14 protein-coding genes are annotated in these 11,655 nt (G+C 52.3%); 10 read left to right on the forward strand and 4 right to left on the reverse strand.

All coding sequences use genetic code 11. The features are described from left to right. The 7 genes from ACL2XO_RS01160 (at nucleotide 1) to ACL2XO_RS01190 (ending at nucleotide 5,304) form a co-directional block, all read left to right on the forward strand. The gene (locus tag ACL2XO_RS01160; RefSeq protein WP_132924117.1) at nucleotides 1-282 is read left to right on the forward strand and encodes a PTS sugar transporter subunit IIB; all 282 of its coding nucleotides are present in this window, start codon (nucleotides 1-3) and stop codon (nucleotides 280-282) included. Nucleotides 283-285: 3 nt separating this feature from the next. Next, nucleotides 286-1,659: a PTS galactitol transporter subunit IIC gene (locus tag ACL2XO_RS01165; protein ID WP_413742016.1), complete on the forward strand. Its 1,374-nt coding sequence runs from the start codon at nucleotides 286-288 to the stop codon at nucleotides 1,657-1,659. A gap of 5 nt (nucleotides 1,660-1,664) precedes the next feature. Beyond that, nucleotides 1,665-2,117: a PTS sugar transporter subunit IIA gene (locus tag ACL2XO_RS01170; protein ID WP_413742017.1), complete on the forward strand. Its 453-nt coding sequence runs from the start codon at nucleotides 1,665-1,667 to the stop codon at nucleotides 2,115-2,117. Between the two features lie 69 nt (nucleotides 2,118-2,186). After that, nucleotides 2,187-2,480 carry a DNA-binding protein gene (locus tag ACL2XO_RS01175; protein WP_243701492.1) on the forward strand — a complete coding sequence of 98 codons (294 nt, stop codon included), beginning with the start codon at nucleotides 2,187-2,189 and terminating at the stop codon, nucleotides 2,478-2,480. Between the two features lie 164 nt (nucleotides 2,481-2,644). Continuing rightward, nucleotides 2,645-3,679 carry a HoxN/HupN/NixA family nickel/cobalt transporter gene (locus ACL2XO_RS01180; protein WP_413726152.1) on the forward strand — a complete coding sequence of 345 codons (1,035 nt, stop codon included), beginning with the start codon at nucleotides 2,645-2,647 and terminating at the stop codon, nucleotides 3,677-3,679. A gap of 135 nt (nucleotides 3,680-3,814) precedes the next feature. Next, on the forward strand, nucleotides 3,815-4,528 hold the full coding sequence (locus tag ACL2XO_RS01185) for a hypothetical protein (protein WP_413726153.1): 714 nt from the start codon (nucleotides 3,815-3,817) through the stop codon (nucleotides 4,526-4,528). Between the two features lie 164 nt (nucleotides 4,529-4,692). Next, nucleotides 4,693-5,304, forward strand: a complete 612-nt coding sequence (locus ACL2XO_RS01190) for a DUF3313 family protein (protein WP_413742018.1) — start codon at nucleotides 4,693-4,695, stop codon at nucleotides 5,302-5,304. 64 nt (nucleotides 5,305-5,368) lie between these two features. Here the strand turns inward: ACL2XO_RS01190 and ACL2XO_RS01195 are convergent, their stop codons facing one another. Then, entirely contained in the window at nucleotides 5,369-5,590 is a 222-nt protein-coding gene (locus ACL2XO_RS01195; protein WP_132924110.1) for a DUF378 domain-containing protein, read from the reverse strand. 704 nt (nucleotides 5,591-6,294) lie between these two features. Here ACL2XO_RS01195 and ACL2XO_RS01200 point away from each other — a divergent pair. From ACL2XO_RS01200 to ACL2XO_RS01210, 3 genes are all read left to right on the forward strand, one after another. Next, entirely contained in the window at nucleotides 6,295-7,653 is a 1,359-nt protein-coding gene (locus tag ACL2XO_RS01200) for an aspartate aminotransferase family protein (RefSeq protein ID WP_243701601.1), read from the forward strand. Nucleotides 7,654-7,889: 236 nt separating this feature from the next. After that, nucleotides 7,890-8,804 carry a GNAT family N-acetyltransferase gene (locus ACL2XO_RS01205; protein WP_413742019.1) on the forward strand — a complete coding sequence of 305 codons (915 nt, stop codon included), beginning with the start codon at nucleotides 7,890-7,892 and terminating at the stop codon, nucleotides 8,802-8,804. Beyond that, a complete protein-coding gene (locus ACL2XO_RS01210) occupies nucleotides 8,801-9,688 on the forward strand; it encodes a hypothetical protein (protein ID WP_413726156.1) in 888 nt (295 codons plus the stop codon). The genes ACL2XO_RS01205 and ACL2XO_RS01210 overlap by 4 nt, the downstream gene beginning before the upstream one ends. Here ACL2XO_RS01210 and ACL2XO_RS01215 read toward each other — a convergent pair. The 3 genes from ACL2XO_RS01215 to ACL2XO_RS01225 are packed head-to-tail and all read right to left on the reverse strand — an operon-like array spanning nucleotide 9,685 to nucleotide 11,635. Then, entirely contained in the window at nucleotides 9,685-10,908 is a 1,224-nt protein-coding gene (locus tag ACL2XO_RS01215; protein ID WP_413726157.1) for a DegT/DnrJ/EryC1/StrS family aminotransferase, read from the reverse strand. The genes ACL2XO_RS01210 and ACL2XO_RS01215 overlap by 4 nt on opposite strands. Next, nucleotides 10,905-11,282: a DMT family transporter gene (locus tag ACL2XO_RS01220; protein WP_413726158.1), complete on the reverse strand. Its 378-nt coding sequence runs from the start codon at nucleotides 11,280-11,282 to the stop codon at nucleotides 10,905-10,907. Before ACL2XO_RS01220 ends, ACL2XO_RS01215 begins: the two co-directional genes overlap by 4 nt. Then, complete coding sequence (locus ACL2XO_RS01225) at nucleotides 11,279-11,635, reverse strand: EamA family transporter (protein ID WP_203524233.1); 357 nt, start codon at nucleotides 11,633-11,635, stop codon at nucleotides 11,279-11,281. Before ACL2XO_RS01225 ends, ACL2XO_RS01220 begins: the two co-directional genes overlap by 4 nt. Nucleotides 11,636-11,655: the final 20 nt, after the last annotated feature.

Below are 11,655 nucleotides of genomic sequence, written 5' to 3' on the forward strand. Positions count from 1 at the left end.
ATGAAACATATGATGATCTGCTGTGGCGCGGGCGTGGCAACCAGTACCGTGGCGTTAAAAAAACTGGAAGCCTATCTGAAAAGCGAGAACCTGTTGGACAAAGTGCGCATCTCTCAGGGCACGGTGGCGGAAGCCATTACCCACAGCGATCTGGACTTTATCGTTTCCACCTCGCCGGTAAAAGTCTCCGTTCCGGTAATAAATGCCTTGCCCCTGCTGACCGGCATGGGCGCCGATAAAGTCTTCACCAGCGTTAAAGCGTTGATTCTCGCTGAGGGTTAAGCCATGTTTATCATTGATTACATTGTCGGCATGGGCGCATCGGTAATGATGCCGCTGATTTTTATCATACTCGGCCTGATATTGCGGTTATCCATATCGAAATCCATAAAAGCCGGTTTGATGGTGGGGATTGGTTTTATTGGATTGAGCATTACCGTTAATCTGATGATCGATTCCTTAACACCGGTGAGTAACGCCATCGTCCAGCGCTTCGGTCTGCATCTCACCGTATTGGATATGGGCTGGCCCGCCGCCGCGGCCGTCGCCATGGGAACCCGGGTGGGCGCGCTGGTGATACCCGTCTGCGTGGCCATTAACGTTTTAATGCTTTATACCAAAACCACCCGCATCCTGAACGTGGATATCTGGAATTTGTGGCATCATGCCTTTACCGGTTCGCTGGTGGCGATTATCACCGGCAATCTCTGGCTGGGAGTATTGGCCGCCGGCCTCAACTGCATCGTTACCATGGTGATTGCCGACCGGACTACCGCCGATGTGGAAAAGTACCTGAATTTACCCGGCATTTCGGTGCCGCATGGTTTTTCAGCCTCTTTTGTTCCCGCGGCCTGGTTGGTGAACGCCATCGTTGATCGAATTCCCGGCGTGCGCGATATTAAAATCGACACCGACGTTATCCAGAAACGACTGTCCATTTTGGGCGATCCCGCCTGCCTGGGGGCGATTATCGGCGCTATCCTGGCCATTATCGCCGGTGTCGATGTGAAGTCTGTTTTGCAAACCGCCATTACCATGGCGGCGGTAATGACCATCATCCCCCGCATGGCCAAGATGCTGATGGAGGGAGTCTATCCAATCAGTGAACGTATTCAGGAAATCGCGCAATCCCGGGCAGGCTCGTTCGGCCGGATTTCCATCGGTCTTGATTCCGCGGTAAGCGTCGGCCATCCGGTAACCTTGTCGGTTTCCATGTTGATGATTCCCATCATGCTGATCCTGGCGGCTATTATACCGGGCAATGAATTTCTGCCCTTCGCCTCCCTTACCGGGCTGCCGTTCGCTTTCGTGCTGGTTACCGCCGTGTGCCGCGGCGATATGTTCCGTACCCTGCTTACCGGGCTGATTACCTTGAGCCTGGCGCTGCTGATTGGTACCGCCCTGGCGCCGTTGGTGACCAGTACAGCCATCAGTACCGGTTTCTCGTTGCCCCACGGCGCCACCAGCATCAGCAGCGTCGATTACGCCGGCGCCATGCTGCCCTGGGTGATCATCAAGGGTTTCTATTTCAAAACCATCGGCATCGCCGTGCTGATAATCTGCGCCCTGCTGTTGGCGCTGTGGAACCGTAAAAAAATCAGGCTTGAGGACCAGGAGCTGATGCAATCCGAGTCGGCTCAGGCGAGCATAGGGGAATAACCGGCATGTTCAGCGTAAATCGTATATTCACTATTAACCGGCCGATAAGCCGTACCGACCTGCTTACCCAGCTGGCGAAAAGCCTGCATGAAGATGGTTTCGTCAAGGAAAGCTTCTTGCAGGGGGTGCTGGACAGGGAAGCGGAGTACCCCACCGGAATCGATATGGAAACCCACAGTATCGCCATTCCGCATACCGAATTCGAGCACGTTAATAAAACCGGCTTTGCCGTCGCCATCAATCACGCCGGGGTGGAATTTCACCGCAGCGATGAGCCGGACAGCGTAGTGAAGCCAACGGTGGTGGTATTGATGGCTATCGATCCCAGCTGCGAAAAAGTGGCGGTCATTCAGTCGCTTTTTGCGCTGCTGTCGGATATTGAGCAGGTTAACAAAATCGCTCGAAACTCGCCGCAGGAAAACGCAAAGTTGTTCACTGAAGCCATCAGTACCCGGTAGAATGACCACATGGGACCTCACTCGACCGGATAGCGACGTCAGAGATATGCGATGTTAAGAATAAGCCAAGTGATTGAAATCGCGATGGTCAGTCGCAAGACTATCTATAACGCTATCAACAGTGGGCGGTTGAAATATCAATTGGTGCAGCTGGATAACCGTCAGGTACGGATGTTTGATGAAAACGACGTGCTTGACGCCTTTCCCAAAGCCAATCGCGCCTCACTGGAAGTACAGGCACTGCATCAGGAAATAGCGTCGCTCAAATTCGCGCTGGCTGAATTGCAAAAAGCCGTTGAGGCCATGGATCCCGCCGCCCAGGTGGAAATGATCTCCCCCAAGCCGAAAAAGAACAGGCCTTGATGAGCTGTTCAAACCCTGTTTTCTGACCGGTACGCCGCCGCGCTGCCTCGGTAAAATTGCCTCGTTCCTATACTTTAGCCATGTAAGATCAAAAAATAATTATTATGAATAGCGTATTTTATGTTATCCATTTTGCTGGGTGACCTTTATCAATAGGCTACATAATGACTAACGTTAAACAAACCGGCGCTAAAAAGAGGGCACTTTCCCTGCTGGCGCTGTTGCTGGCGGCCAATATCATCGCCTGGGCGTGGGCCTTGCTGGTTTTTAAGCATAACGCCGCCCTGATAGGCGCAGCGCTGCTGGCATACAGTTATGGGTTACGCCATGCGGTGGATGCGGACCATATTGCCGCTATAGATAACGTTACACGCAAGCTGATGCAACAGGGCCAGCAACCGGTGTCCGTCGGCGCCTATTTTTCGTTAGGCCATTCCACTATTGTGCTCATTGCCTGCGCCGCCATCGCGGCGACGTCCTTGGCATTTCAGGGACAGATGGGGTGGATACATGACTATGGCGGTATTATCGGCACCCTGGTTTCGGCTTTTTTTCTGCTGACTGTCGCCTTGATAAATTTAGCGATCCTGCGTACCGTTTATAAAACCTTCCAGCGCATCAAAAAAGGTGAGGCTGTCAGCGGTCTGGATATTGATACGCTGGCGGCAACAAACGGTGGCCTGATGACGCGGATATTTCGTTTCGCCTTTAGATTCGTTAATAAAAGCTGGCAAATGTACCTGGTGGGCTTTCTGTTCGGATTGGGATTTGATACCGCCACTGAAGTGGGACTGCTGGGAATATCCGCTGCCGGCGCGACGTCGGGAATGTCCCTCTGGTCGATAATGGTGTTTCCGGTATTGTTCGCCAGCGGCATGGCGCTCATCGACTCGCTGGATAATTTCGTGATGGTGGGCGCGTATGGCTGGGCTTTCACCAAACCGGTACGCAAGCTTTATTACAATATGACCATTACCGCCACCTCGGTCATTATCGCGCTGTTTATCGGCGGCCTGGAAACGCTGGGACTGATTGCCGGCCAGTTTGATTTGCATGGTGGTTTCTGGGATCTCATCGCTTATCTCAACGACAATATGGGCAATGTCGGTTATTGGGTGATCGGGCTCTTTATCTGCTTCTGGATTATTTCGGTCCTAAATTTCCGCTGGAGAAAATACGATAGCCTGGCGGTCCTTTAATAAGTATATGAAAGATTAATGTTTTGCTGTTTAACGAGCGTTTAGCCACAAGCCGATAAAAAATAGCTACTTCCCGAGAAGTATGGTGTTTATTACCCTTCTCCTTTCGGGCGTTAACCAGCAAAGGATTGATCAATGAAAGCGTCTAATCTGAATCTTCCGAAGCCCTCTCTTCATATTACTTCATCCGACAACGCTGTGGCCGCGGAGAAGGGTTCGTTTATCGCCAGACTACGCCGGATCGGACAGACATTAGCGGCACTGGCGTGCCGCTTTTTCTTAACGGGCCGGGATACTTTGCTCCGTATTAAAAATTCGGTACCGGCGATAATGTTGAATACCCTGAACGCCGTTGGCAATTATCTCCCGGATGCTTTTGATAAAACGTCAAGCCGGCCAGTGCTTGCACCGTCCGTGGAGCCGCCCTTGTTTGCTTTGGATAAACGGGACCGGGAGATTGCCGAAAAGATTATTGAGGAATTCGCGATTCCATTGGCATCGGAGTGGGAAAGAAAAAACGGCATGACCGGCAGCATTGAAAAACTCATCTGTCGTATCGGTATAGCCCTGAACCGTCTGGCGACCTCCTCCCGTAATGAACGTTCTGTAAGCCGCGCTAAACGGGAGGCGAAATTTCTCGATGGCCAAAAATTTCCCGGTCTGGCAATGTTGATGTATCTGTATAAGAATCGGGTTGGGGAAGGGTTTTTTGAAAGCCTGTTATTGTCCCAAGCGGGAAATTTCGGCGAACGGTATAAGACGGATAACCAAAGTGCACAGCACCAACAGGCCGTTCACGCTCTGGAAATATTATGGTCGATCATTATCGCTCAGCGCCCGGCTCCTTAGTGTTGGGCTTCTTCAGTGATTCAACGCAGCCCGCATTGATGGCATGAACAAACGCCAATAATGATGATTTATCCGCCGGTTAAAGGGTAAATCCAGGGTGTTTAATGAGCATGTATAGTCGATAATGAATCGGTAACCGTGTTGATAAAGCGTGGAGCTTGCAGATGAGTCGATTTTGTACGGATAGGCCCCCGTTTTCCACCTCCGGACTGTGGTTGGGCGTTGCCGTGCTGTTTTTGTCCGCCTGCGGGACTACCATGACCACCAGGCAGAGCGGTTTTCTAACCGATTACCAGCGCCTGTCGCCGGTATCCGCGAAAGGAGAACGTTCGCTTAAGACGCCGGTTGCGTTGAATCCGGCCCGTACCGCTATTACGGCGGTGGAATGGCGCGTTAAAAACGATGGTTTATCGCCGCAGGAACGCACCGCCTTGCTGGCTGCGTTACGGACCGATCTACAGCATCAGCTTGAGCTTTTACCCCAGTCGCCTGATGGCCGGCCCGCCGAGGTGCGTGCCGCCATTACCGATGTTTCCACCGTCTCTCCGTCGTTGAATGTGCTGAGTACCGCCATGTTTGCCGCGCCTCTGGAACGGGGCGGCGCCGCGGTGGAGATAGAGGCTGTGGAAACCGGCAGCCATCGGCAGCTGGCCGCCTTAAGTCTGGGATATTACGCGCCATTGAGCGATTTAAAAGCGCGGTACAGCAAACTGGCGCCGGCGCAGATCGCCCTGGACAAAGCCGCCGGCGATTTCGGCCCGCTTTTACACCCCTGAGGATTGAACAATGGCGGGAACGAAAATACGCCGGCGCTTGAGAGCACGCCTAGCCGGCTCGCCGTTAATGGCTTTGGTGATGATGCTGAAGTAAGCCGACGCGAGGGATAAACGTTAACGCATATAAGGCGCAAATGCCGACGATGGTATAGACCACGCGCGCCAGGGTGGCTTCTTGTCCGCCAAAAATGGCGCCCACCAGATCAAATCTGAACAACCCCACCAGCAGCCAGTTCAACCCGCCAATAATCAATAATACCAATGCAACCATGCTCAATGCTTTCATACGACCTCCTGCTATAAAAATAAAAGTTAACAACGACAAGTAACGCTAAATAACCTTATTACTCCTTCGTAAAAGAATAAAAAGTTAATGATAAATTCAGTATACATTCAATAATTGTTCACAACTTGATTAACAGGACAGAACATATGTCTTCAAATGCTTGGCAGGGTGAGACAAGTACAAACCAAATACTTATATTTTTCCTCAGCCTGTTTACCCTTTTTTAATTAATTCGCATAGCATATAGGCGTTCCATGCCATGAGGAAAGAAAGAGACATCATGTGAGGCCCGACACGTTGCCTGTTTCAGAACTGGTTGCGCCATGGAATAGCCGGGTTGAGAAGAAAACCCGTTTCTTTACCGACAGACGGTAGCGGCGGCGAAGGAGCGAAAGCTTGTCATTTCTCGCCAAAATGTAATAAATACTCACAGTTTTAATTTTTTTAAATCCTTAAGGTTAATAAAAGGAGTGTGATGTATCTTATTGTTATTTATTGGTTTTATGCGTATTTTGCTGCCCTGCCGGAAATCGTTGAAATGTCATTAGAGAAGCGAATTATAAACGGCACTACAACATGATGTTGGATTCAGCCACTCCGGTTTTATTTGCTCGATATAATAACTTCCACTAAACATAATTAGCCATATTGCCAAGTTAATCCTTGGCCGGAGATGTAATGTTATGACGCTTTCTGAAGCACAGATGTTGGAAGATGAAGCAAAGTACTGTTCATTTGGAGACACAGTCCATTATGTGAATCCGCCTAAGATTTTCCAAAGATGTCAGGGCAGCTATATATTTGATGGACAAGACATACCATACCTTGATCTGCAAATGTGGTACTCCGCGGTCAACTTTGGCTATGCTAATCCGCGGCTGGACAATGCCTTAAAAAATCAGATCGATGTGCTACCGCAAATCGCCAGCCAATATCTGCATCCGACGAAAATTGAACTCAGTAAAATCATTGCCCAGGACATGGAAAAGAAATTCGGCCTGCCGGGACGTGTCCATTACAATGTAGGCGGTTCACAATCCATCGATGACTCGCTGAAACTGGTGCGTAACTTTTGCAACGGCAAGAGCCGGATGTTCGCCTTTGAAGGCGGCTATCACGGACGGACGCTGGGTGCTTCCGCCATTACTTCCAGCTACCGTTATCGCCGCCGGTTCGGCCACTTCGGCGAAAGAGCGCAGTTTATCCCCTTCCCTTACCCCTTCCGGCGCCAGAAAGGCTTGTCGCCGGAAGAGTATGCGGACAAATTGATCGCTGATTTTGCCCGTCTGTTTGAAAACGAGTATCACGGCGTGTGGGATCCGAAAGTGCGGCAAGCCGAGTTTGCCGCATTTTATATCGAACCCATCCAGGGTACCGGCGGCTATATTATCCCGCCGCGCAACTTCTATAAGGGCTTGAAAAAGGTACTGGACGATCACGGTATTCTGCTGGTGGTGGATGAAATTCAGATGGGCTTTTACCGCACCGGTAAATTGTGGTCCATAGAACACTTTGGTATTACCCCGGACGTGCTGGTATTCGGTAAAGCGCTGACCAACGGCTTGAATCCGCTGGCAGGTATTTGGGCTCGTGAAGAAATGATCAATCCGGTGACCTTCCCGGTAGGTTCTACCCATTCCACTTTTGCTTCTAACCCGCTGGGTACCGCCGTCGGTCTTGAAGTCATGCACATGCTGGCGGAAAAAGATTACGAAACCCAGGTTATGAACAGCGGCGCCTATTTCCTCGAAGGGCTGAAAGCGCTGCAACTCCGCCATCCGGAAATTGGCGATGTGGACGGGCTGGGCCTGGCTCTGCACGCTGAACTTTGCGAAGCCGACGGTTTTACGCCGAACAAAGCGCTGTTGGACAAAATGGTGGACATCGGCCTGTCCGGCACCCTGGATTATAAAGGCCAGAAAATGGGCCTGGTATTGGATGTGGGCGGTTATTACAAGAATGTCATCACTTTCGCGCCGTCGTTGGAAATCAGCAGGTGCGAAATCGATCAGGCTATGGAACTGCTGGATCAATTAATTAGTCGTGCGAAACGCGAACTGTAAGCGTACGTGGTAAAAAGCGCACATCGGTGCGCTTTTTTTTTGAATGTTGATTTCGGACGCGACTTATGACTGGCCATAGTCGCCCGGGGGTTCTTTATGTAAACAATATAGAACCCCAGGCGCTCATCTTGAATTTTCACCGGTATCCACCGGTCGGTTTTAACGTCCGGATGTCAGAAAGTGGACTGCCGTATTTTTCCACCCGGTTTGATTTACTGACTACGATGGATAAAGACGTGCTTATAAAATTGCTTCGCTGGCCCGGATCTGGTTTATGGCGCCGGTGGCTCAGTGTCGTTACCAATTTTATCGGCACCACCGTCAATGAATATTCGCCTTTCCCGGCCGATATTACGCCGCAGGCATTATCCGGGTGGATCCAACGCCATTGCGCCGGGGAAAAAAAAATCACCATCATTAAAGATGTACCGCAGAATTCACCGTTGCTGCAAGACCGGGATAATCAGTATTCCCAAGCGTTGATAGCTGAATGTACCGGCCGTGGATTTATAAAGGTGGAGGGGCAGGCGTTAGCCTATGTGCCCATTGATTTTAAGGATGTAGACGACTATTTGTCGCGCTTGTCCCATAGCCGTCGGCGCAATATACGCCGTAAGCTGCGCAGCAGGCGGGATTTACGGCTGGAAGTGTTGCACACCGGCGATAATCGCTTTCACGATGCGCTTTGGCGGCAACGGCTTTATACACTTTATCAGGCGGTCTATGACCAAAGCGAAATTCATTTTGATTTGCTCAGCGCGGATTTTTTTGCCGGGCTGCTGCTGGATGCCGATAGCGGCGGGCGGGTATTCTGCTACTGGATGGGGCAGGAATTAGTGGGATATAATCTGTGCTATCAATGGGATGATAAGCTGATCGATAAATATATTGGTTTAAATTATCCCTTGGCATTAGAGTCTAATCTTTACGTTGTGAGCTGGTTTGCCAATTTGGAATATGCCCTTGAAAACAGATTGCGTTATTATGTGGCGGGCTGGACCGACCCCCAGGTAAAAGCCGATCTCGGCGCCCAATTCACCTTTACCGTTCATCTGGCGTGGGTGCGTAATCCTCTGTTGCGCCGGGTTTTAAACCGGTTTCGGCACTATTTTGAAAGCGATACGCGCTGGCATCAGGATAGACAATCATGACCCAGTCTCGACCGCCGTTGATTCTGAATTTTGATGATTCAGTGACGCTGGAAAATATCGACAGCGCTGTGCACATTCCTTTGCAAGACTGGCAGGAAAGCATCCGTTTCGGCTGCCGCTGGCCGCGGTTCCAACAGCTGGTCGCCGCGCTGGAACCACAGCTTGCCGTTGATTATGGCTGTGTATTCACCGGCAGCGGCGATTACCATCACCTGACGCATCTGTTATTGCAGCGCCAGGTTAAACAGCCGCCGTTCCAGCTCGTGATTTGTGATAACCATCCGGATAATATGCGATATCCTTTCGGTATCCATTGTGGATCTTGGGTATATTGGGCCAGCTTGCTGCCGCAGGTTGAGCATATTCATGTTCTGGGTATCGGTTCATCGGATATCGCTCTCGGCCATGCCTGGGAGAATCACTGGCGGCCATTGATGAGAAAAAAACTCTCCTATTGGAATATCAATGTGGACACCGGCTGGCTTAATTGGCTGGGAGCAAAGGACAGCAGTCGTCGTTATAACGATGCCGATGGATTGATGACGGATTTTTTATCGCGCTTTCGCTCCGGCAGCCGGCAATCGGTTTACCTCTCCATCGATAAGGATGTGCTGAGTCCTCAGGTGGTGAATACCAACTGGGATCAGGGATCGTTTCAGGAACGGCATCTGAATGAATTGATTGATGCCTGCCGGGGACGGCTTATAGGTGCTGATATTACCGGGGAAGTGTCGGTTTACCGTTATCTGAGCCGCTTCAAGCGTTGGCTCAGCGCCGCGGACGGACAGCAAGAACCCTCCATTGCCGAGGCGCTGGCCTGGCAGCAACGGCAAAATCAGCTGAACCAGCGGCTGCTTGAGCGGATAAACGGCTGCTGGAATTAACCCAGCGCAGCCCGCAATTGCGCCAGTACCCGGCCGAACATGTCGTCGGAGAGCCATGGGCTGTTAGTGATGGACAGGCCGCGGGTCGCAAGGGCTTGCGCGTTGGGAGACAACAGCTTCGGCTGTAAAAAAGGCGTTACCGCCGGGTAGCCCGCCAGGGTGTGAATAAACAAGCGGGTCACGCCCAATCCCGAGGTCCAAAGGCTCTCCATTGCCGCATCACGCGTTTTATTATCCGGCATCAGCAACAGAATAAACGGCCAGGTGCCCTGCTTGTCCGGCGAATCCGCCACGACGCCGACACCCGGTAATTGCCTTAACAAATCGACCCGACGCAGGGCGCGTTCTCGCCCCTGGCGGAGAAAAGCGGGCAATCGCGCCAGCGCAGCGGCGGCGACCCGCTGCCGGTAACGCCCGAGGGTGTGCAATGGGATTGCCTGCGCTGAAAAATCATCCCCCACCGCCGCCACCCTATCGCCATTAGCCAGGGCGCGTCGCAGCGGTTTACCATAGACATAATAGAGGCCGTGGGGCCGGTAAAACACCGTATATCCCCATAGCTCGGCGATCCGCTTGAGCTCCCAGCCGATGCTGAACGCCAAATCCTGCCGGCATTGCCGCTGCAAGGCCAGGTTCAGCTCGGGATTGCTGCTAAAAAGCACGCCGCCTTCCGCGGTGGTCAATCCTTTCCCCAGGGCCATACTGAAAAAAGCGATGTCGCCTTTGAGGCCTACGCTGCGTCCTTCATCCAGGGCCCCCATCGCCTGGGCGGCATCCTCGATAATCGCGGCCCCGGCCTTCGCCGTTATGGACCGTACGTTGTCCACATCGGCCACCCGGCCGGCAAGGTGCGTTACCACCACCGCCAGCGTTTGTTCATCGCACAGCGACGCCAGCTGCCCGACGTCCAGACTGATGCCGCCAGGCGCAAGATCGCAGGGAACAACGCGCAAAGGCGGACAGAAATGAACGGCCAGCGCCACCAGGGGACAGGTATATGCCGGAACTATCAAGGCGGTCCGTCCGGGCAAGCGCTGCTGCAATACCCGCAGCGCCACGATCAGGGCGGCAGTCCCGGAACAGGTCAGTGCGGGGAGGGGAATTGACAGCTGTTGCGCCAGGCCGGCGGCCAGATTGCCGGATAAAGCCAGAAGATCGCTCCATTGCGCGGGTAGGCCGGCGGTGGGAGGAATTTCCACCAAGGGAGGGAAGCGCGTCACGAATCGGCGGTCTCGCCTTTGGCCAGGCAGAGGATGCCCGATAATATCAGCAGGCCGCCGATGACCTTTACCGGATTGAGCTGATCGTCAAATAGCCAGACGGACACCAGGGTGACGCTGATAATTTCAAGATGCGACGCGGCAAAGGCCGGCCCCACCGGGGCATATTTCAACAGGGTCATCCAGGTAAAAAAAGCGCCGATGTAACCGATAAAGGCGCCATAAATCCACGGATGGCCGAACACGCGAACCAGCCATTGGACATCCATCATCAGCGGCGCGGCGTGCAGCGAGGCGTATTTAAAGCTCACCTGGGCCAGGGTATCAAACAGCATCAGCGCCAGGAAGCCGAACACATAAAAGCGTTTCATCATTCGATACCCACAACCAAAACACCGCAGGCGATAAGCAAAATGCCTATCAGCCGCCATTTGCTCAGGCTTTCCTTGAACCAAATGCGGCCGACTACCATGATGGCTACAATATTGATTGAGCCCAGCATGACCCCAACCGACAATGGCACCAGCGACAAGAAGGCCAGCCACAACAGGAATTCGAATACATAGCTGAAAATACCGACCCAAATCCATTTATGGGACAGCATATGGCGCCAATGGGCCAGGCCGGAATAGGCTGTACCGGACAATGCGGCGGCTTTGAAAGCCAGCTGGCCCAGCGTATCCACCAGCACGTTCATCACCCATAGAAGAATGGTTAATTTGCTCATGACCTGGTCTTGTATCCCTT

This window comes from Sodalis sp. RH15 (genome assembly GCF_047324255.1).
GTDB lineage: Bacteria > Pseudomonadota > Gammaproteobacteria > Enterobacterales > Enterobacteriaceae > Acerihabitans > Acerihabitans ligni.

Excerpts from the sequence above, each read along its gene's own strand:
- ACL2XO_RS01160 (WP_132924117.1), top strand. The coding sequence starts at position 1 with ATGAAACATATGATGATCTGCTGTGGCGCGGGCGTGGCAACCAGTACC.
- ACL2XO_RS01165 (WP_413742016.1), top strand. The coding sequence starts at position 286 with ATGTTTATCATTGATTACATTGTCGGCATGGGCGCATCGGTAATGATG.
- ACL2XO_RS01170 (WP_413742017.1), top strand. The coding sequence starts at position 1,665 with ATGTTCAGCGTAAATCGTATATTCACTATTAACCGGCCGATAAGCCGT.
- ACL2XO_RS01180 (WP_413726152.1), top strand. The coding sequence starts at position 2,645 with ATGACTAACGTTAAACAAACCGGCGCTAAAAAGAGGGCACTTTCCCTG.
- ACL2XO_RS01185 (WP_413726153.1), top strand. The coding sequence starts at position 3,815 with ATGAAAGCGTCTAATCTGAATCTTCCGAAGCCCTCTCTTCATATTACT.
- ACL2XO_RS01190 (WP_413742018.1), top strand. The coding sequence starts at position 4,693 with ATGAGTCGATTTTGTACGGATAGGCCCCCGTTTTCCACCTCCGGACTG.
- ACL2XO_RS01195 (WP_132924110.1), bottom strand. The coding sequence starts at position 5,590 with ATGAAAGCATTGAGCATGGTTGCATTGGTATTATTGATTATTGGCGGG.
- ACL2XO_RS01200 (WP_243701601.1), top strand. The coding sequence starts at position 6,295 with ATGTTGGAAGATGAAGCAAAGTACTGTTCATTTGGAGACACAGTCCAT.
- ACL2XO_RS01210 (WP_413726156.1), top strand. The coding sequence starts at position 8,801 with ATGACCCAGTCTCGACCGCCGTTGATTCTGAATTTTGATGATTCAGTG.
- ACL2XO_RS01220 (WP_413726158.1), bottom strand. The coding sequence starts at position 11,282 with ATGATGAAACGCTTTTATGTGTTCGGCTTCCTGGCGCTGATGCTGTTT.
- ACL2XO_RS01225 (WP_203524233.1), bottom strand. The coding sequence starts at position 11,635 with ATGAGCAAATTAACCATTCTTCTATGGGTGATGAACGTGCTGGTGGAT.